18 protein-coding genes are annotated in these 19,683 nt (G+C 69.5%); all 18 read left to right on the forward strand.

Features of this window, described 5'->3' with window-relative positions:
* Nucleotides 1-175 precede the first annotated feature (175 nt).
* Genes DWB05_RS06890 through DWB05_RS06975 form a run of 18 tightly spaced genes read left to right on the forward strand, consistent with a single transcriptional unit; the run spans nt 176 to nt 19,679 of the window.
* Complete coding sequence (locus DWB05_RS06890) at nt 176-1,189, forward strand: branched-chain amino acid ABC transporter permease (RefSeq protein WP_114376302.1); 1,014 nt, start codon at nt 176-178, stop codon at nt 1,187-1,189.
* A 1-nt stretch (nt 1,190) separates the two neighbouring features.
* Nucleotides 1,191-2,276, forward strand: coding sequence for a branched-chain amino acid ABC transporter permease (locus tag DWB05_RS06895; RefSeq protein ID WP_114376304.1), 1,086 nt, complete (start codon nt 1,191-1,193; stop codon nt 2,274-2,276).
* A complete protein-coding gene (locus DWB05_RS06900) occupies nt 2,273-3,070 on the forward strand; it encodes an ABC transporter ATP-binding protein (RefSeq protein WP_232818423.1) in 798 nt (265 codons plus the stop codon). Before DWB05_RS06895 ends, DWB05_RS06900 begins: the two co-directional genes overlap by 4 nt.
* Nucleotides 3,063-5,261 (forward strand): ABC transporter permease, encoded by a 2,199-nt coding sequence (locus tag DWB05_RS06905; RefSeq protein WP_114376307.1) that lies wholly within the window; start codon nt 3,063-3,065, stop codon nt 5,259-5,261. The genes DWB05_RS06900 and DWB05_RS06905 overlap by 8 nt, the downstream gene beginning before the upstream one ends.
* On the forward strand, nt 5,258-6,121 hold the full coding sequence (locus DWB05_RS06910) for a phosphoenolpyruvate hydrolase family protein (protein ID WP_114376309.1): 864 nt from the start codon (nt 5,258-5,260) through the stop codon (nt 6,119-6,121). Before DWB05_RS06905 ends, DWB05_RS06910 begins: the two co-directional genes overlap by 4 nt.
* 9 nt (nt 6,122-6,130) lie before the next feature.
* Nucleotides 6,131-8,707, forward strand: a complete 2,577-nt coding sequence (locus DWB05_RS06915; RefSeq protein WP_114376312.1) for a flotillin family protein — start codon at nt 6,131-6,133, stop codon at nt 8,705-8,707.
* Between the two features lie 3 nt (nt 8,708-8,710).
* Nucleotides 8,711-9,148, forward strand: coding sequence for an SRPBCC family protein (locus tag DWB05_RS06920; protein ID WP_114376314.1), 438 nt, complete (start codon nt 8,711-8,713; stop codon nt 9,146-9,148).
* 14 nt (nt 9,149-9,162) lie between these two features.
* Nucleotides 9,163-9,600 carry an SRPBCC family protein gene (locus DWB05_RS06925; RefSeq protein ID WP_232818424.1) on the forward strand — a complete coding sequence of 146 codons (438 nt, stop codon included), beginning with the start codon at nt 9,163-9,165 and terminating at the stop codon, nt 9,598-9,600.
* Nucleotides 9,597-10,403, forward strand: coding sequence for an FAD binding domain-containing protein (locus DWB05_RS06930; RefSeq protein ID WP_114376317.1), 807 nt, complete (start codon nt 9,597-9,599; stop codon nt 10,401-10,403). Before DWB05_RS06925 ends, DWB05_RS06930 begins: the two co-directional genes overlap by 4 nt.
* Nucleotides 10,403-10,876 (forward strand): (2Fe-2S)-binding protein, encoded by a 474-nt coding sequence (locus DWB05_RS06935; protein WP_114376319.1) that lies wholly within the window; start codon nt 10,403-10,405, stop codon nt 10,874-10,876. The genes DWB05_RS06930 and DWB05_RS06935 overlap by 1 nt, the downstream gene beginning before the upstream one ends.
* An 8-nt stretch (nt 10,877-10,884) precedes the next feature.
* The gene (locus DWB05_RS06940) at nt 10,885-12,588 is read left to right on the forward strand and encodes a xanthine dehydrogenase family protein molybdopterin-binding subunit (protein ID WP_114376602.1); all 1,704 of its coding nucleotides are present in this window, start codon (nt 10,885-10,887) and stop codon (nt 12,586-12,588) included.
* Nucleotides 12,588-13,610, forward strand: coding sequence for a xanthine dehydrogenase family protein molybdopterin-binding subunit (locus DWB05_RS06945; protein ID WP_114376321.1), 1,023 nt, complete (start codon nt 12,588-12,590; stop codon nt 13,608-13,610). The genes DWB05_RS06940 and DWB05_RS06945 overlap by 1 nt, the downstream gene beginning before the upstream one ends.
* A 3-nt stretch (nt 13,611-13,613) precedes the next feature.
* Nucleotides 13,614-14,495, forward strand: coding sequence for an AAA family ATPase (locus DWB05_RS06950; RefSeq protein WP_114376324.1), 882 nt, complete (start codon nt 13,614-13,616; stop codon nt 14,493-14,495).
* Nucleotides 14,492-15,592, forward strand: coding sequence for a vWA domain-containing protein (locus DWB05_RS06955; RefSeq protein ID WP_157967113.1), 1,101 nt, complete (start codon nt 14,492-14,494; stop codon nt 15,590-15,592). Before DWB05_RS06950 ends, DWB05_RS06955 begins: the two co-directional genes overlap by 4 nt.
* Entirely contained in the window at nt 15,589-16,470 is an 882-nt protein-coding gene (locus tag DWB05_RS06960) for an amidohydrolase family protein (protein WP_114376329.1), read from the forward strand. The genes DWB05_RS06955 and DWB05_RS06960 overlap by 4 nt, the downstream gene beginning before the upstream one ends.
* Nucleotides 16,471-16,484: 14 nt before the next feature.
* Nucleotides 16,485-17,333, forward strand: a complete 849-nt coding sequence (locus tag DWB05_RS06965) for an N-acyl homoserine lactonase family protein (protein ID WP_114376332.1) — start codon at nt 16,485-16,487, stop codon at nt 17,331-17,333.
* Between the two features lie 10 nt (nt 17,334-17,343).
* Entirely contained in the window at nt 17,344-18,897 is a 1,554-nt protein-coding gene (locus DWB05_RS06970) for an isochorismatase family protein (protein WP_114376334.1), read from the forward strand.
* 35 nt (nt 18,898-18,932) lie between these two features.
* Nucleotides 18,933-19,679: an SDR family NAD(P)-dependent oxidoreductase gene (locus DWB05_RS06975; protein WP_114376336.1), complete on the forward strand. Its 747-nt coding sequence runs from the start codon at nt 18,933-18,935 to the stop codon at nt 19,677-19,679.
* The last annotated feature ends 4 nt before the right edge of the window (nt 19,680-19,683 follow it).

Below are 19,683 nucleotides of genomic sequence, written 5' to 3' on the forward strand. Positions count from 1 at the left end.
CGTCGCGTGATGGACTCGGATCGCCGATCGGGAATCGCGGAATGAGACCGGACCGGATGCGGCGTCCGTCGCTGCGGAACGTTGCGCTGCTCGGCCCGGCCGTGCCGGATCCCCGGAACCGCGCGGCGTCACCGCGCCACGCCGGGCGTATCGCCCGCAGGAAGGCATCCGAGCCGTGACGGGCTTCGTGCAGCGACGTCCGATCGCCACGCTCGCCATCGCCGTTGTCGTCGCCTTCTTCGCCTGGCTCGTCCTCGCGCCCTGGCCACCCGCCGTGACCGAGGTGATGGGACCGAAGCGCGTCTTCCTCTCCGCGATCCTCTCCGGCGTCACCCTGGGCGCGCTCTACTTCCTCGTCGCCTCCGGCTTCACGCTCATCTTCGGGCTGATGCGCAACGTCAATCTCGCGCACGGCTCGCTCTACCTCCTCGGCGGCTACATCGGCTTCGAGGTCGCGGACCGGACGGGATCCTGGCTGCTCGCCTTCCCGATCGTGTTCGTCATCACCGCGCTGATCGGGATCGTGCTGCAATATGTCGTGTTCCGCCGCATGGAGGGCGAGGAGTTGCGTCAGACCCTAGTCACCATCGGCCTCTCCATCGTGCTTGCGGACCTGATGCTGGCGATCTGGGGCGGTCGCTCCTACCAGATCCTGACGCCCGACTTCCTGTCCGGGCCGATGGAACTGCCGCTGGTCACCGCGGTGCGCCCGAACGGCGATTTCGTCTATCTCCGCTACCCGCGCGTGCGGATCTGGATTCTCGCCGCCGCGATCGTGCTCGGCATCGCGATGTGGCTCGTCATCAACCGCACGCGCATCGGCATGCTGATCCGCGCCGGTGTCGATGACCGCGAGATGCTCGCCGCCTCGGGGCTTCCGGTGCAGGCGGTGTTCGTCGCCGTCTTCGCCTTCGGGGCCGGTCTCGCCGGCATCGCCGGCATCGTCGGCGGAACGTTCCAATCCCTCTCGCCCGGCGAGGACACGCGGTTCCTGCTCGCCAGCCTCGTCGTCGTCATCGTCGGCGGCATGGGCTCGATCACCGGGGCCGCGCTCGGAGCGCTGATCGTCGGACTGACCGAGCAGATCGGCCTGACCTACGCGCCGACCTACTCCGTCGTCTTCACCTTCCTCCTGATGGCGGCGGTGCTCGCCTTCCGGCCGCAGGGCCTGATGGGACGGAGGCTCTGAGATGGCGGTCGCCGCCCGCACGCGCAGCACGCTTGCGGCGACAGGCCGTGCAGCCGCCGACCCCGGCATCGAGGCGCCGTGGTTCGCCCGCATTCCGACCGGCGTCTGGCTCGTCGGCGCGGTCCTGCTGACCATGCCGGCCTATGCGAACAACTTCGTGCTGTTCCAGGTGTTCGGCTGGAGTTTCATCCTCGGCATCATTGCGCTGTCCTTGATGTTCCTTGCCGGCTACGGCGGCATGGTCTCGCTGATCCAGATGACCGTCGCCGGGCTTGCCGGCTACATGGTCGCGATCTTGGGGCCTTCGGGGACGGAGCAGATCAGCCTCGGCCTCTCCTGGTGGATCTACCTGCCGGTCGCGCTCGCCGTCGCCACCCTGTTCGGCACGCTGGTCGGCACCCTCGCGGTGCGCACCGAGGGGATCTACACGATCATGATCACCCTCGCGATCGCTTCCGCTTTCTTCTACTTCACTCGCCAGAACTACACGATCTTCAACGGCTACAACGGCTTCACCCTGGTCCGTCCGCCTGACCTGTTCGGCGTCGACTGGCGCCAGCCCGTGCCGTTCTACTACCTCTCCCTCGCCTGCGCCGCGCTCTGCTACGCGGCGGTGGTCTACGTCGCGCGCGCCCCGTTCGGCCTCGCCCTGCAGGGCATCCGCGACAATGCGCGGCGCATGGCCGCACTCGGCTACAACGTCACCGCCCATCGCATCCTAGCCTACGGCTTCGCCTCGGTGCTGGCGGCGGTCGGTGGGGTGCTGCTCGTCTGGCAGAACGGTCAGATCGCGCCCGGAACGGCCGGCATCCCGGCAGTGATCGACATCCTGGTGATCGCCGTGGTCGGCGGGCTCAGGCGACCGATCGGACCCTTCATCGGCGCGCTGATCTACGTCGTGCTGTCGAGTTTCGCCCCCGACATCCTCACCGCCTTCGGCCTCGAGCCCGACCGCTTCAAGCTGATCGTCGGCCTCGGATTCCTCGCCGCCGTCTTCTTCTCGCCCGACGGCGTGCTCGGGCTCTGGGACCGCTGGCAGGCACGGCGCGCACGCCGGCCCGACCCGCTGACGGGGAAGGTGCCGTGAGCGTGCTCGACAGCCCGGCACCCTCCAGTCGACTGGCCTCGGTCGGCGCGACCGCGGCCCTCGAGTTGCGCGGCGTCACGCGGATGTTCGGGGCGCTCGCCGCCATCGCGGACGTCAGCCTCACCGTGCGTCCCGGCGAGCGCCGTGCCGTGCTCGGCTCCAACGGTGCCGGCAAGACCACGCTGTTCAACTGCATCACCGGCGACATCCTGCCGACCTCCGGCACGGTTCGCCTGTTCGGCGAGGACGTCACGCGGTTCCCGCCTTACGAGCGGATCAGGCGCGGGCTGCGCCGGACCTACCAGATTTCGCTCCTGTTCCCGGGCCTCAGCGTCGCCGACAGCGTCTATCTCGCCTGCCGCGGTGTCTCGCGCTGGCGCTACTCCCTGCTGCGCCCGCGCACCGGCGATCCGCTGCTCATGCGCACCGCCGAACTCATCGAGGCGGTGCATCTGACACCGGCGCGCGACCGACTCGTCTCCGAACTGTCCTACGGCCAGCAGCGCCAGCTCGAGATCGCGCTCGCACTCGCGGGCGCGCCGCGGTTGATCCTCTTCGACGAACCGGCGGCCGGCCTCTCTCCCGCAGAGCGCCGGGAGCTGGTCGAGATCCTCACCACCCTGCCGCGTCATATCGGCTTCGTCATCATCGAACACGACATGGACGTCGCGCTGCGCGTGGCCGAAAGCGTGACCATGCTGCACAACGGTCGCGTGTTCAAGGAAGGCGCGCCCGACGAGATCGAGGACGACCCCGAGGTGCAGGCCCTCTATCTCGGAGGGGCCCATGGCTGAGCGCGCCCGCGTTCCGGCCCTCGAGATCCGCGGGCTCAACGTGTTCTACGGCGCGAGCCACGCCGTGCAAGGGGTGGACCTGACGCTCGAAGGCGGCGTGCTCTCCCTCGTCGGCCGTAACGGCATGGGCAAGACCACGCTGTGCAAGGCGATCATGGGCCTCGTGCCGATCGCCTCGGGAACGATCCGTTTCGCCGGCCGATCCCTCGTCGGTCTGGCGCCGTCCGAGATCGCCCGGCTCGGCATCGGCTACGTGCCACAGGGCCGGCGGCTCTGGCGTTCGCTCACGGTGGATGAGCATCTGCGCATGGTCGCGCGCGGTTCGCGCGGCGCCTGGACGGTCGATCGCATCTACGCGACCTTCCCCCGCCTCGCCGAGCGGCGGAACAATGGTGGGGCGCAGCTCTCGGGCGGCGAGCAGCAGATGCTCGCGATCGGGCGGGCGCTGCTGCAGAACCCCCGCCTGCTGGTCATGGACGAGCCCACTGAGGGCCTCGCGCCGGTGATCGTCGAGCAGCTGGAAGAGCTTTTGCACCGGCTCGCCGAGGAGGGCGATCTCGAGGTGCTGCTCGTCGAGCAGAACATCGGAGTCGCCTGTGCGACGGCGGATCGCGTCGCCGTCATGGTGAACGGGCGCATCAACCGGATCGTGCCGGCGCGCGAGCTCGCGCAGGACGTTGCCCTGCAGCAACGGCTCCTCGGCGTGGGACGGCACGGGCACGACGACACTCCTCTCGAGATCCAGACCTCGCCCGAGGCGCGGGGGGCCGGCGCCGAGCCGCCGCCTGGCATCGCGCGGATCTACCTCTCCAACCCCGTCCGCCCGACGCGCTGGTCGCAACCGGTGCCCGTCGAGCAGATCGAACGCGCCGCCCGCGTGCTGAGCGCGCTGCCGCCGGGACCGAGTTCCAACCAGCCCGAGCTCCGCCCGCTCGCCGCCCCCGGCGAGCGTGTCGTGCTGGTCGCCGGCACGCTCGACACCAAGGGCGACGAGCTTCGTTTCCTGCGCGACCTGATCCGCGACGCCGGCCTTGTCGTCCGTCTCGTCGACCTTTCGACGAGCGGCAAGGAGAGCGGGGCTGACGTGCCGGCACATCTCGTCGCCGCCTTCCATCCGCGCGGACCGGCTGCGGTGTTCACCGGCGATCGCGGCGAGTCGGTCGCGGCGATGACGGAAGCCTTCGCGCGCTGGATCGCCCGTCAGACGGGGATCGCGGGCATCGTCTCGGCCGGCGGCTCAGGCGGCACGGCGATCGTCGCCCCTGCGATGCGCGCGCTGCCCGTCGGCGTGCCGAAGCTGATCGTCTCCACCGTCGCCTCCGGCGAGGTGCGTCGCTACATCGGCCCTTCCGACATCATGATGATGCATTCGGTCGCCGATGTGCAGGGACTGAACGCGATCACCCGCGAGGTCCTGACCAACGCCGCCTACGCGATGGTGGGCATGGTCAAGGGACGCCCCGCCACACCGCCCCGCGACGCGGCGAAGCGCACGGTCGCCCTCACCATGTTCGGGGTCACCACGCCCTGCGTTCGCCAAGTGGTCGCTTTGCTCGGCGATGGTTACGACTGCCTCGTCTTCCACGCCACCGGGATCGGCGGCCAGTCGATGGAGAAGCTGATCGACTCCGGCAAGGTCGACGCCGTGATCGACGTCACGACCACCGAGGTCGCCGACCTGCTCTGCGGCGGCGTGCTGCCGGCGCACGAGGATCGCTTCGGCGCCATCATCCGCCTGCGCATGCCGTACATCGGCTCGGTCGGCGCGCTCGACATGGTCAATTTCGGCCCTCCCGAAACGATCCCGGAACGCTATGCGGGCCGCCTCTTCTACCGGCACAATCCGCAGGTGACCCTGATGCGCACGACCGCGGAGGAGAGCACGCGCATCGGTCGCTGGATCGGCGAACGCCTGAACGCCATGGAAGGGCCGGTCCGCTTCTTCCTGCCGGAGGGCGGCGTCTCGGCGCTCGATGCGCCCGGCCAGCCGTTCGAGGACCGCGAAGCACGCGAAGCCCTCTTCTCCGCGCTCGAGGCAACCGTTCGCCAGTCGCCGCAGCGGCAGCTGATCCGCCTGCCGCTTCACATCAACGACACCGACTTCGCCGCCGAACTGGTGAAGGCGTTCCGCGCCCTCCACGGGGACGACCGGCTGCGGCGGCGAAGCGACGGACGACGGAGGAAGGCGTGACATCGCGACAGGCGATCCTGGAGCGGCTTCGGGCCAAGGTGGCGCGCGGCGAGGCCATCATCGGCGGCGGCGCCGGCACGGGGCTTTCCGCGAAGTGCGAAGAGGCCGGCGGCATCGACCTGATCGTGCTCTACAACTCGGGTCGCTATCGCATGGCGGGCCGGGGCTCGCTCGCCGGACTGCTCGCCTATGGCGATGCGAATGCGATCGTCCTCGACATGGCCGCCGAGGTTCTCCCGATCGTTCGCCGCACACCGGTTCTCGCCGGCGTCAACGGAACCGACCCTTTCCGGCGGATGGACGTGTTCCTCGACGAGATCAAGCGGCTCGGCTTCGCCGGCGTGCAGAACTTCCCGACCGTCGGGCTGTTCGACGGCATCTTCCGCCGCAATCTCGAGGAGACGGGCATGTCCTTCGGCCTCGAGGTGGACATGATCGCCAAGGCACACGCCAAGGACCTGCTGACCACACCGTACGTGTTCAATGCCGAGGAGGCGCAGGCGATGGCGCGGGCGGGAGCGGACATCATCGTCTGTCATTTCGGTCTGACGACGGGTGGCACGATCGGTGCCGAAACCGCGATCCGATTGGAGGATTGCCCGGCCCTCGCCGACGCCTGGGGCGAAGCGGCGCTGCGGGTCAATCCCGACATCCTGGTCCTCGTGCATGGAGGGCCGGTGGCGGAGCCGGCGGATGCCGCCTACGTGCTCGAACGAAGCCATGTCGTGCACGGCTTCTATGGCGCGTCCTCGATGGAACGGCTGCCCGTCGAGCGGGCCTTGACGGAACAGGTGCGCGCGTTCGTCGCGCTGCGCACGCGCGCGTTGGCGAAGGTCGGCCGAGCGGCGGAAAAGGGATGAGGTGAGGGGATGAGCGGAGCATTCATCGGCCAGGCGATCCTCTGGATCATCGTCGCGGTCGTCGTCATCGCGGTCGTCTACTGGGTGATGCAATACCTCTATCGTCGCTCGACGAAGGAGGTCGCCTTCGTCCGCACAGGGTTTCTCGGGCAGAAGGTGGTGATCGACGGCGGCGCGTTCGTCTGGCCGATCATCCACGACATCACCCCCGTCAACATGAACACGCTGCCCTTGCGGATCGAACGCAGCAGGAATGATGCGCTGATCAGCAAGGACCGGATGCGGATCGACATCGAGGCGGAGTTCTACGTTCGCGTCCGTCCCGACCGCGACGCTGTCGCGATGGCCGCCTCGACCCTCGGGCGGCGCACGCTCGAGCCCGAGACGCTGCACGCCCTGCTCGCCGGCAAGTTCGAGAGCGCGTTGCGTGCGGTCGCGGCCGAGATGACGATGAGCGAGATGCACGAGCAGCGCGCCCAGTATGTTTCGCGCGTGCGCGAGGTCGCTCAAGCGGACCTCGAGAAGAACGGGCTTGAACTCGAAAGCGTCGCCATCCTCGACATCGATCAGACTCCCCTCGAGTACTTCAACCCCTCTAACCGCTTCGACGCCGAGGGCTTGACCGCGCTGATCCGCGACATCGAGGAGCGTCGCAAGCTGCGCAACGACATCGAGCAGAGTGCGATGATCGCGATCCGCGTCCGCAACCTGGAGGCGGAGCGCGAGGCCCTCGACATCGAGCGGATGAGCGAGGAGGCACGGCTCGCCCAGGAGCGCGAGATCGAGTTCCGTCGCGCGCAGCAACGCGCGGAACTGGCCCGCGAGCGGGCGGAACGCGAACGGGACGCCGAGGCCGCGCAGATCGCCGCCCGCGAGGCGGTCGAGGAGGCCCGGATCGAGCAGGAACGGCGGATCGCCGAGGCGCGGATCGCCTCCGAGCGCGACATCAGGGCGCGGGAGATCGCGCGGCAGAAGGCGATCGAGGCGGAGGAGATCGCGGCACGCGAGGCGATCGAGCAGGCCCGCATCGCCCAGGAGAAGGCGATCGCCGAAGCGCGCATCGCGTCGGAGCGGGAGATCAGGGCGCAGGAAATCGCACGCGAGAAGGCGATCGAGGCGGAGGAGATCGCCGCACGCGAAGCGATCGAGCAGGCCCGCATCGCCCAGGAGAAGGCGATCGCCGAAGCGCGCATCGCCAAGGAGGAGGAGATCCGGCAGCGCGAGATCGCCGAACGTCGCGCCACCGACGAGGCCGAGATCACCGCGCGCGAGGCGACCGAACGGTTGCGCATCGCCGAAGCGGCGCAGGTCAGCGAGGAGAGGATCGCGCGCGAACGCAGGATCCGCGAACTCGAGATCGAGCGGGAACGCGCCCTCGAGGCGGCGGAGGTTGCCGCGAGGCAGGCGGTCGAGGCGGCGAAGATCGCGCGCGACAAGGCCCTCGCCGCGGAACGGATCGCGGCCGAAGCGGCGACGCGCGAGCAGGAGATCCTGCGCGACCGTTCGCTGGACGAGGCGCGGATCGCGGCGCAACTCGCCGTGCGCGCGCGGGAGATCGCGCGCGAGCGCGAATTGGAGGCGGCCGAGATCGCGCGCCGCAAGGCGATCGAGGAGGCCGACCACGAGCGGGTGGTCGCCCTCGCCGAGAAGCGCTCCGAGGCCGCGGCCGCCGAAGCGGCGGTTCGCCAGGCCCAGATCAACGCCCAGCGGTCGGTCGAGACCTCGGAGGTGGAGCGGGAGCGCGCGGTCGAAGCGGCGCGGATCGAACGGCGCCGCTCGCTCGAGCAGCTCGAGATCGCGCGCATGCAGGCATTGCGCGAAGCCGAGATCCAGAGCCGCGAGGACATCGAGCGCGCCCGCATCGCCTGCGAGCGCGCCCTCGACGAGATCCGGATCGGTCACGAGACGGAGCGCCGGCGCCTGGAGATCGAGCGCGAACGGCTGGTCGAGACGGCGGAGATCGAGAAGTCGATCGCCATCGCCCGCAAGTCACTCGAGGAGAGTGCGGCCCGTATCGAGGCCGACGAGGCGCGTGCGCGCGCAGCGGAGGCCGAGGAGCGGATCCGCACCGCGCGCGAGACCGAGGTCGCCGAGCGTCGTCGCCGGATCGACATGCTGATCGCCGAGAAGGAGGCTGCCGAGGTGAAGTTGGCAGCCGAGGCCGAGAAGGTGCGGCGCTTGGTCGAGGCGGAGGCGCAACGACTGATGAACGAGGCGGAGAACGTGCTCACCGACCCCGCACGCCTCTCGCTGTTCCGCCGCAAGCTCCTCGAGCACGTCGAGGGCATCATCGCGGCTTCCGTCAAGCCGCTCGAGAAGATCAACGAGATCAAGATCATGCAGCTCGACGGGCTGGGCACCGGCGGCGGTCGCGGGCAGAGCCCGACCGACGAGGTGGTCACCTCCGCCCTGCGCTACCGCGTGCAGGCGCCGCTCATCGATTCCCTGCTCGCCGATCTCGGCATCGAAGGCGGCAGCCTCGCCAAGCAGGGCGGACTGATCCGCGAGGCCGCCGACATGCAACGCATCGCCTCGGAGGCGCGCAAGGCGGTGGCGAAACCCGAGAAGGGCGAGGGGCAAGCCTGAGCGATGCCGCGCGTGTACGTCTCCTCGGTGATCGATGCTCCGGCCAGCAAGGTCTGGGAACGGATCCGGGACTTCAACGCGCTGCCGCGCTGGCACCCGCGCATCCGCGACAGCCGCATCGAGAACGGCGATCCCTCCGACCGCGTCGGCTGCGTCCGTGACTTCCACCTGCAGAACGGCGAGCGGATCCGCGAGCGCCTCCTCGGCCTCTCGGACTACGACATGTTCGTCACGTACGCGATCCTGGAATCGCCGATGCCGCTCACCGACTACGTGGCCACACTTCGGCTCACACCGGTGACGGACGGCGATCGCACCTTCGCCGAGTGGACGGCGGAGTTCGAATGCGCGCCCGAGGTCGCGGCGGAACTGGTGGAGGGGATCGGCCGGAACGTGTTCCAGGCCGGCTTCGACGCCCTGAAGCGACAGTTGGCGGCCTGAGCATGCCGCGCGTGGTGAGGAGCACCGTCATCGACCGGCCGATCGACGAGGTCTGGGCCGTGCTGCGCGACTTCAACGGGCACGATCGCTGGCACCCGGCGGTCGCCGAGAGTACGATCGAGCGCGGGCAGCCGTCGGACCGCGTCGGTTGCGTTCGCCGGTTTCGACTGCGTGACGGTTCGGAGCTGCGCGAACTCCTGCTCACCCTGTCGGATGCCGATACGGCCTACTCGTATTGCCTGCTCGACACACCGGTGCCGCTGTTTAACTACGTCGCGCATGTGCGGCTTGCGCCGGTGACGGACGGGAACGGCACCTTCTGGCATTGGGAGAGCCGCTTCGATACGCCGCGCGGCCGGGAGCGGGAACTCGCCGACCTCGTCGGGCGCGAGATCTATGAGGGTGGTTTCGCAGCACTCCGCGATCACCTCGCCGCCGGAGTGACGCCATGATCACCGCCGTCGAGACCTATCGTTCGGCGGAGGAGGCGGCGCGCGCGCTCGGCGGCGGAGGGGCGATCTATCTCGCCGGCGGCACCCTGGTGATGGCCGAGGTGAACGCCAATCGCACGCCGCCGCGGCTCGTGCGGACGGTCGACCCTGGACTTCGTCAGATCGTCGCGAGCTCAGAGACGATCCGACTCGGCGCCGGCGTCACCATGGCGCAGATCCTTGCGAGCCGGGACTGCGCCGTGCTGCACGACGTCGCACGCCAGATCGGGGGGCCGCAGGTTCGCAGCATGGCGACCGTCGGCGGCAACCTCTTCGCGCGCCACCCCTACGGCGATCTCGCCGTTGCCCTGCTGGCACTCGGGGCCCGCGTCGCTCTCGCCGGACAGACGAGCCTGCGGTCGCTCGCCGATCTCCTGCGCGATCGCGAACGCCCCGCCCTCGTGACGCAGATCGAGGTGCCGCGTCCGCGGGGCGACCGCGCGTTCGGCTTCGTCAAGATCGCGCGCATCCATCCCCGCGGCGCCTCACTGCTGTCCATCGCCGCATTCCTGCCGCGCGAGGGATCACGCATGCGCGGCGTCCGCATCGCCTACGGCGGCATGGCGGATCGCCCGATCCAGGCGGCAGCCGTGGAAAGGGCGCTGGAAGGCGCCGTGCTCGACGAAGGGACGATCGCGCGCGCGGTCGCGGTTGCGGCGCAGGGCCTCGAGCCGCCGACGGATTCGCTCGCCTCCGCCTGGTACCGGCGCGAGGTGGTTGGCGTCCACCTGCGACGTCTGCTCGAACGCTTGTCGAGACCGTGATGCCGAAGAAACCGATCACCTTCGTCCTCAACGGCGCGGAGCGCGCGGCCTTCGCCGATCCCGGGCAGAACCTGCTCGACTTCCTGCGCCGCGGTGTCGGCGATCTCACCCCGAAATACGGCTGCGGCCAGGGTGGGTGCGGCGCATGCACCGTTCTCCTCGACGGCGAGCCGGTGCTCGCCTGCCTCACCCTGGCGGAGGCCGTGGAGGGACGCCGCGTCGACACCGTCGCCGGCCTCGGCGGCCCCGCACCGCATCCGCTGCAGGAGGCGTTCATGGCCCACTTCGCCGCCCAGTGCGGCTACTGCACGCCGGGGATGCTGATGTCGGCCAAGGCGCTGCTCGATCGCAACCCGCGCCCGACGCGCGAGGAGGTGATCGAAGCGATTTCCGGCAATCTCTGCCGCTGCACGGGCTACGAGCCGATCATCGCCGCCATCCTCTCCGCCGCCGCAAGCGGGGCACGCCCATGAGCGACAGCATGATCGAGTTCCGAAAGGATCTCTTCGCCGACGAGCGCGACGATCGTCTGACGGTGATCGGGAAGCCGGTGCGCCGGCAGGACATTCTCGGCCACGTCACCGGGCGATCGCCGTTCTTCGACGACCACCTGTTCGAGGGGCTTCTGCACCTGCGCTGCGCGCGCTCCCCGCACCATCACGCGCGGATCCGGCGCATCGACGTCACGGAGGCCGAACGCAGCCCAGGCGTGGTGCGGGTACTCACGGGGCGCGACGTGCCGTGCAACCTGAACACGCTCCTCTCCCTGCTCGATTTCGGCATCGACGACGAGCCGGTGCTGAGCGGCGAGCGGGTGCGCTACATGGGGGAGCCCGTCGCGGCGGTGATCGCGGAGAGCGAGGCGGCGGCGCGCGAGGGCGCGGCGAAGGTGCGGGTGGACTACGAGCCCTTGCCGCACGTGCTCGACGTCGAGGAAGCGATCAAGCCGGGCGCCCCCGTCGTGCTCGACATCTATCCCGGCAACCGGTTCATCTGTCACGGCAAGTACGACCACCAGAAGCTGCGCTTCGGCGACGTCGAAGCCGCGCTGCGGACGGCCGACTACGTGGTCGAGGGGCGCTATCAGATGTCGCCGATCGAACAGGCGCCGATCGAGACCTGCGGTGCGATCGCCGCTCCGGAAACGAACGATCGCTACGTGTGCTACACCTCCACGCAGGCGCTGTTCTTCTCGCTCGCGACCACGTCGAAGGTCCTGCGCCTGCCCTCGAGCAGGCTGCACTTCATCGGCGGCACGGTGGGCGGCGGCTTCGGCGGCAAGGTGGATTCGATCCATGAACCGCTCGCCATCCTAGGCGCGATGCTGACCGGGCGGCCGGTGAAGTACGCCTGGGACCGCGAGGAGGAGATGCAGGTCGGCGGGCCGCGCGGGGCCGAACGGTGGTACATCACCGACGGGGTGATGCGCGATGGGCGGATCGTCGCGCGCAAGTTCGTCGGCTACTTCGACTCCGGTGCCTACACCCGCCTCACCTCCTACGCGATCATGAAAGCGGTCGGCCACCTGCCCGGGCCCTACACCATCCCCAACGTGTATGCCGATGTCTATTGCGTGTTCACCAACCGCACGCCGGCGACCGCGATGCGCGGCTTCGGCATCACGGGGGTGGATTTCGCGATCGAGGCGCACATGGACAAGGTGGCGGAGGTCGTCGGCATGAATCCGATCGAGTTCCGCATCCTCAACTCGTACCGCGACGGCGACATGAAGGCGCATCGGAGGATCGCGAAGAACTGCGCGCTGATCGAGTGCTGCCAGGTCGTGGCGGAGAAGGCGGGCGTGGCGCTGAGCCCCGAGGCGAAGCGCGCCTCCTCGCGCCAGGGCGGCGGAGGCGAGCGCGCGCAACTCCCGCCCCGCACGGCCCTCGACGAGAAGGGGCGGGTCGAGGGCTTCGCCGCGCACGGCTACGCGCGGAAAGGGCACCGACGCGGCGCGCCCGACACCCCGGTGCGGCCATCGCCCGAACCCGCCTTCGCGCGGACATCGTCGGCGTTGCCTGCCAGGGACATCGCCTCGAAACCTCCCTCGACTGCAGGTGCGCCACCGCAGCCGGCTCCCGCGCGCGCCGCCCCTTCGCAGCCGCCGCTGCCGTCTCCTCCGTCGGGACCGGCGCCGCGCGCGCCCATCCGTTTCTCCTCGATCTCCGGCCTCAGGAGGCGCTGATGGCGCTGCACCGTGGGCGCGGCTTCGCCGCCGTCAACTATCCGATCGGCATGAACCTCGGTGGCGATCCGTCGCAGGCGCTGGTTCACGCCAACCCCGACGGGAAGTTCACCGTCACGCTCTCCTCCATCGATCTTGGCCAGGGGATGAAGTCCGTCGTCCGCCAGATCGCCGCCGAGACGCTGGGCGTGCCGGTGGAGGACGTCTATGTCGACACCGCCGACAGCGACACGGGCCCGCACTGCATGGGATCCTTCGCCTCGCGCGGCACGCACCGTGTCGGCAACGCGGTGATCCAGGCGGCACAGGAGGCGCGCGCCATCCTGCTCGAGGCGGCGGCGGAGGAGCTCGAGGTCGATGCTGCCGACCTCGTCACCGACGGGGAAGGCAACATCCACGTCCGCGGCACGCCGGCGCGGACGATCACGGTGATGGCGGCGGCGCAGGCCGCTCAGTTCCGCCAGGGGCGCACCATCGCCGGGCGGGGGATCTTCCTCATCCCGCTCTCCGACGTCGATCCCGAGACCGGGGAGATGACACCCGTCAGTTGTTTCGCCCACGCCGCGATGCTGGTCGAGGTCGAGGTGGACGACGAGACCGGCGAGGTGCGTGTGCTCGACATGAAGTCGGCCTACGAGGTCGGCCGCGCGCTGAACCCCAAACTCGTCGAGCAGCAGCTCCGCGGCGGCGCATGGATGGGCATGAGCCACGCGCTGTGGGAGACGACGGAGCCCTGCTATCCCGACCGCTCGCACCGCCCGGTCGACTTCACCCACTACCTGATGCCCGGGCCCGGCGATCTCGCCCCGCATCACATCTCGATCCTGGAACGGCCCGCCCCCGACGGCCCCTACGGCGGCAAGGGACCAGGCGAGATGTGCGCCAATCCCGTGCTGCCGGCCGTGGTGAACGCGATCTACGACGCGGTCGGCGTGCGCATCGACGAGTTGCCGGCGACGCCCGAGAAGATCCTGCGCGCGCTGAAGGCGCAGGGCGGGGCGCGGCCGAAGCGGCGGCTCTGACCCGTGCCCGTAAGACGCAGCATCGCCGGCATTTCCGACCCTGCCTCGCTCGCGCGGGCGATGCGCGACGCCCAGTACATCGCGGACGAAGGTCTCGCCACAGCCGCCTATCTCGCTCTCGCCCTCGGCAAGCCGCTCCTGCTCGAAGGTGCGCCGGGTGTCGGCAAGACCGAGGCCGCGCGGGCGCTCGCCTCCGTGCTCGGCCGCGAGGTGGTGCGGTTGCAGTGCTACGAGGGCATCGATGCCTCGGCCGCGCTCTACGAGTGGAATTTCCCACGCCAGATGCTCGCCATCCGCCGGGCGGGCGATGCTTACGTCAATCTCCATGGCGACGAGTTCCTGATCGCACGCCCCCTCCTGCTCGCGCTGCAGGCGCCGCGCGACCGCCTTCTCCTGATCGACGAGATCGATCGCGCGGACCACGAGTTCGAGGCCTTCCTCCTCGAGTTCCTCTCCGACTTCGCGATCTCCATCCCCGAGCGGGGAACGGTGCGGGCCTCGGAACCCCCGGTGGTCGTCCTGACCTCGAACCGGACGCGCGAGCTGCACGAGGCGCTCAGGCGTCGCTGCGTCTACCACTGGATCGCCTATCCCGACCCGCTGCTGGAGACCGAGATCGTGCTGATGCGGGCCTCGGCGGTGGCGCGCGACACCGCGGAGCGCATCGTCGCCGCGGTCGGCGCCTTGCGCGCGGAACCGCTCGCCAAGCCGCCGGGGGTGGCGGAGACGGTGGAGTGGGCCGAGGCCGCAACACTCCTGCACGGGCACGGCGCGCCATGGCCCGCGGCCTTCCTGCGCTCGATCGGGGTGGCGGTGAAGGACCAGGACGACCTCGCCTATCTGGCGCCGCGCCTCGAAGCGATCATCGCCAAGGCAGCGGCATGACCGCTCGTTCCGTTCTCGACCCGTTCCTCGCTTTCCCCGGCGCACTTCGCGCCGCCGGTTTCCCGGCCTCGCCCGACCAGGGGGTGGCGTTCCTCGACGCCGTCTCCGCGTTGGGGCCGCGATCCCTGCGCGACATCCGGCTCGCCGCCCGTGCCGTGTTCGGCCCTCCCCCGGAACGCATGGCGGAGTTCGATGCGGTGTTCGACCAGGTGTTCCTCGGCCGTTCGATCGCCGCTCCAATGCCGGGAGAAGCGGAGGATCTGCCTCGCGTGTTCGAAGCGGGCGGGTTCGATCTCGCCGGCGAGGACGCGACGGAGGAGGAATCGGGTCGCTCGGCCACGGCGGCGGAACGGCTCGGCCGACGTGTGTTCGGCCCGGAGAGCGACGACATGGTTCTCCAGCGCTTCGCCCGCGCCGCGCCGCGTCTCCTGCCGCGTCGGCCGACGCGGCGACGCGGCCCCGGCCGAGGTCGTTGGGTCGACCCGAGGCGTGCCTTCCGTCAGCTCGTGCGGCGGGACGGCGAGCTGATGGTCCTGCCCAGGATGCGCCGTCGCCAGCGCCAGCGTCATGTCCTGCTGCTGATCGACGTCTCCGGGTCGATGAAAGGGAGCACGGACGGAACGCTTCGTTTCGCTCACGCTCTTGTTCGTGCGGCGGAGCGGGCGGAGGTCTTCACCCTCGGCACGCGGCTCACGCGCATCACCAGGGCGCTCAGCCACCGCGACGCCACGATCGCGCTGGAGCGCGCCTCCTGGCTGGTGGCCGACTGGGACGGCGGGACGCGACTGGGAGAAGCCCTCGCCGTGTTCCTCTCCGTGCCGCGCTTCGTCGGTTTCGCGCGCGGCGCGCTGGTCGTCGTCGTCTCCGACGGGCTCGAGCGTGGAGGGCCCGAGGCGCTCGTCTCCGCCATGACGCGGCTGCGTGGCCTCGCTTGGCGCATCGTCTGGCTCTCCCCGCTCGCCCAGGACCCCGCATACCGCCCGGAGACCGCAGCGCTAAGGGCCATCCTTCCGCTGCTCGACCGTTTCGGCGACGGAAGCTCCGTGCCGTCGCTGGCGGCCGCCTTCGGCCCCGACGGAGCCCGCGACCGGCGATGAGCATCGTCGATGCGCATTTCCACATCTGGCGGATGGCCGACCTGCCGTGGCTGACCGGACCGATGCAGCCGCGCATCTTCGGCCCCTACGAGGCGATCCGGCGCGACTACCCGATGACCGAGTATCTGGACGACATCGCGGGCCAAGGTGTTGCGGCCGCGGTCTACGTGCAGGCCAACTGGCCTCCGGAGCGGGCGGAAGACGAGGTCGCCTGGGTGTCCTCGATCGCCGAGGAAACGGGCTGGCCGCAGGCGATCGTGGGCTTCGCCGACGTCACGGTGCCGGACGTCCGCCCCGCGCTGGAGCGGCTCCTGCGGTTTCCGCTCCTGCGGGGAATCCGCCAGCAATTCCACTGGCACGACAATCCGCAGTATCGCTTTGCCGCCCGTCCCGACCTCTGCCTCGACCCCGCGGTGCAGCGCAACATCGCACGGATCGGCGAAGCGGGGCTCGTGTTCGAACTGCAGGTCTTCTCCCATCAGATGACGGGGGCCGCCGCGCTCGCCGAGGCCTGCCCGAACACGACGTTCGTGCTGCAGCACGCCGGGATGCTCGAGGACCTCTCGCCGGCCGCCATCGATCGATGGCGCGAGGGCATGGCGCTGCTCGCCGCGCGCCCGAACGTGGTCGCCAAGCTTTCGGGCTTGAGCACTTTCCTCCATTGCGTCGATCAGGGCCACATCGGCTTCGTAGTGGCGGAAACCGTTGCTCTCTTCGGGCCCGACCGCTGTCTCTGGGGTTCGAACTTCCCGATCGAGAAGCTCTGGACCGACTACGCTGCGCTTCTCGCCGCACACCGCACCGCCGTGTCGAGCATCGGCACGGCGGCGGCGGACGCGATCTTCGCCCGCACGGCGCAACGCATCTACAGGCTCTGAGAGGGGGAGGCCGCATGGCGCTCGAGATCAGGATCCTCGACTACGGCGACATCGAACTCGAATCGAGCTTCCTCGTGCTGGGGCGCGACTGCGGGCGCACGCGACGCGTGCCCACCTATGGTTTCCTGATCCTCGGCGGCGCATACCCAGTCCTCGTCGACACGGGCTACCGTGACAACGCGATCATGGAGACGCTGGGCATGCGGGGGCTGCAGTTCCACGAGAACATGATCGAGCGCCAACTCGCCAAGCACGGGGTGAAACCGCGCGACGTGCGCTACATCGTGCACACCCACCTGCACATCGACCACGCCGGCAAGGACGATCACTTCCCGATGACGACGACGGTGGTGGTGAACCGGCGCGAGCTCGAATATTCCGTCTCCGGGCTGATGCATCCGCAGTATCCGAAGCCCGACATCATCCACCTGATCGAGCGCCTGCACACGCCGCAGGCGCTGCGGCTCGAGGATCTCGAGCTTTCCGGCCCGATCGAGCTGATCCCGGGCGTGGTACTGGAAGCGGCCTACGCCCACACCGAGGGCTCGCTCAACGTGCATGTCGAGACCGCCGAGGGGCGAGCGACGATCTGCGGCGACGTGATCTACGACATCCAGGACCAGGTGGTCGAACCGTTCCGCATTGCCTTCGCCGACGAGGTGCAGGTGACGGGGAACCACGCCGGGTCGAAACGGGCCGAGAAGGCGGCGATCAAGAAGCTGCTCAACGGATCCGACTTCCTGCTTCCCGTGCACGACAAGCCGGCGAAGGTGCACCGTGGCCAGGTGGTCGGCCGGCTCGAGTGGGAGGTGCCGGGGCCGGTCAGCCACAGCGTGCATCGTCGCGCCTGGTTCCCGGCGTGAGGAGGGACCGATGGCGCATATCGCCCTCGACCCGGCGTTCCGCCGCCTGATCGACGAGCATGCCCCGGTGCGGCAGCTCGTCGGCGGATGCACCTTCACCGAAGGCCCCGTCTGGCACCCGGAGGAGCAGGCGCTCTACTTCTCCGATATGCCGGCCGACGTGCGGCGACGCTGGACGGAAGCCGGTGTGCGCGAGGTGATGCGGCCGTCCAACAAGGCGAACGGCCTGACCTTCGACGCTGAGCTCAACCTGCTCGCCTGCGAGCACGCGACGAGTTGCGTGGCGCGGTTCCGACCCGACGGGCGCCGCGAGGTGCTGGCCAGCCATTTCGAGGGGCGTGAGCTGAACAGCCCGAACGATCTCTGCGTCCATTCCTCCGGGGCGATCTACTTCACCGACCCGTGGTACGGCCGCATGCCCGTTTACGGGGTGGAGCGTCCGCGCGAGCTCGGTTTCCAGGGGGTGTATCGCCTGCCGCCGAATCACGTTCCCCGGGCGGAACCGCAGCTCCTCGTCGAGCGTTACCTGTTCACCCAGCCGAACGGGATCTGCTTCTCGCCCTGCGAGCGCACCCTCTACGTCAACGACACCGAGCAGGCGAACATCCGCGCCTTCGACGTCGCCGAGGACGGCTCGCTGCGGCGCGGTCGCGTCTTCGCCTCGGGAATTCGCGAAAGCCTCAACCCCGGCGTGCCCGACGGCATGAAGTGCGATGCCGAGGGCAATGTCTGGGTCACGGGGCCGGGCGGGCTGTGGGTTTTCCGCCCGGACGGCACGCACATCGGGCGCGTTTCGATCCCGGAACCGGCGGCGAATCTCGCCTGGGGCGGGCCGGACTGGCGCACGCTGTTCGTCTGCGCGACCACCTCGGTCTATGCGGTCCCGGTCAAGGTCGGCCCGCGCAGCGAGCCGTTCATGCGCGCCCGCGCCACGTCGCGCAACCCCGCGCGCGACGCTCCGCTCAGGCTCGATGCGCGGCGTTGCGCGCTGATCATCCAGGACATGCAGAACGACGTGGTGATGGAGGGCGGCGCCTTCGCCGCCACCGGGTCGGCCCAGCACTGCCGGGAGCAGAACGCGATCGCCAACATCGCGCGTCTTGCCGATCGCTGCCGCGCGCTCGGCGTGCCGGTGATCCATGTCTGGTTCGTCGTCACGGAAGGCGCGCGCGGCCTCACCTTGAACGCGCCTCTGTTCGAAGGCGTGGTCGAGGCGAAGGCCCTCGTGCGCGGCACCTGGGGTGCGGCACCCGTGCCCGGCCTCGAGCCGCGGCCGGGCGACCACATCGTCGAGAAGATGCGCATGTCGGCCTGGGAAGGCACGAGCCTGGAGACCATCTTGAAGGCGGAAGGGCGCGACATCGTGATCGTCACCGGCGCCTGGACGAACATGTCGATCGAGCACACCGCGCGGACGGGAGCGGACAAGGGCTACGTGATGGTGGTGCCCGAGGACGGGTGTTCGACCATGAACGCGGACTGGCACCGCGCCTCGATCAACTACGCGCTGCAGAACGTGTCGATGGTCACGACCGTCGACGCGGTGATCGCCGCGCTCGGCTGAGCCGGGTCGGACAGGGAAAAGGGGGGAGGAGGCGGGTGAACCGGTATGACATGGATGGTCAGGTCGCGGTGGTGACCGGCGGGGCGCAGGGCATCGGCTTCGCCGTCGCCCGACGCCTCGCCGCCTCCGGCGCGCAGGTGGCGATCTGGGACGTCGAGGGTCCGCTCGCCGAACGCTCGGCCGCCGAACTCGGCGACGGCGCGCGGTCCTTCGCCGTCGACGTGACCGATTTCGATGCCGTTCAGGCGGCCACCCGCGACACCCTGGCCGCCTTCGGCCGCATCGATGCGCTCGTCACCAGCGCCGGCATCGCGGGCATGAATGCGACGGTGATCGACTATCCAGTCGATGAGTGGCGGCGGATCCTCGATGTCAACCTGAACGGAACGTTTCATTGCTGCAAGTGCGTGCTGCCCGCGATGGTGAAGCAGAACTACGGGCGGGTGGTGCTGATCGCCTCGATCGCCGGCAAGGAAGGCAACCCGAACGCGGCCGCCTACTCGGCCTCGAAGGCCGGCGTGATCGCGCTCGCCAAGTCGCTCGGCAAGGAGCACGCCGCGCAGGACATCGCGATCAACTGCGTCACGCCGGCGGCGGCGCGCACGCGGATCTTCGACCAGATGACGCAGGAGCACATCGCCTACATGCTCTCCAAGATCCCGCGCGGGCGCTTCCTCGAACTCGACGAGGCGGCGAGCCTCATCGCCTGGCTCTGCACGCGCGAGAACGGGTTCAGCACCGGCGCGGTGTTCGATCTCTCGGGCGGCCGCGCGACGTACTGATCCG

This window comes from Elioraea thermophila (ex Habib et al. 2022), assembly GCF_003336755.1.
Lineage (GTDB): Bacteria > Pseudomonadota > Alphaproteobacteria > Acetobacterales > Acetobacteraceae > Elioraea > Elioraea thermophila.

Coding starts and splice junctions, on each gene's coding strand:
- DWB05_RS06895 (WP_114376304.1), top strand. CDS start 1,191: ATGGCGGTCGCCGCCCGCACGCGCAGCACGCTTGCGGCGACAGGCCGT.
- DWB05_RS06905 (WP_114376307.1), top strand. CDS start 3,063: ATGGCTGAGCGCGCCCGCGTTCCGGCCCTCGAGATCCGCGGGCTCAAC.
- DWB05_RS06915 (WP_114376312.1), top strand. CDS start 6,131: ATGAGCGGAGCATTCATCGGCCAGGCGATCCTCTGGATCATCGTCGCG.
- DWB05_RS06920 (WP_114376314.1), top strand. CDS start 8,711: ATGCCGCGCGTGTACGTCTCCTCGGTGATCGATGCTCCGGCCAGCAAG.
- DWB05_RS06930 (WP_114376317.1), top strand. CDS start 9,597: ATGATCACCGCCGTCGAGACCTATCGTTCGGCGGAGGAGGCGGCGCGC.
- DWB05_RS06935 (WP_114376319.1), top strand. CDS start 10,403: ATGCCGAAGAAACCGATCACCTTCGTCCTCAACGGCGCGGAGCGCGCG.
- DWB05_RS06940 (WP_114376602.1), top strand. CDS start 10,885: ATGATCGAGTTCCGAAAGGATCTCTTCGCCGACGAGCGCGACGATCGT.
- DWB05_RS06945 (WP_114376321.1), top strand. CDS start 12,588: ATGGCGCTGCACCGTGGGCGCGGCTTCGCCGCCGTCAACTATCCGATC.
- DWB05_RS06955 (WP_157967113.1), top strand. CDS start 14,492: ATGACCGCTCGTTCCGTTCTCGACCCGTTCCTCGCTTTCCCCGGCGCA.
- DWB05_RS06960 (WP_114376329.1), top strand. CDS start 15,589: ATGAGCATCGTCGATGCGCATTTCCACATCTGGCGGATGGCCGACCTG.
- DWB05_RS06965 (WP_114376332.1), top strand. CDS start 16,485: ATGGCGCTCGAGATCAGGATCCTCGACTACGGCGACATCGAACTCGAA.
- DWB05_RS06970 (WP_114376334.1), top strand. CDS start 17,344: ATGGCGCATATCGCCCTCGACCCGGCGTTCCGCCGCCTGATCGACGAG.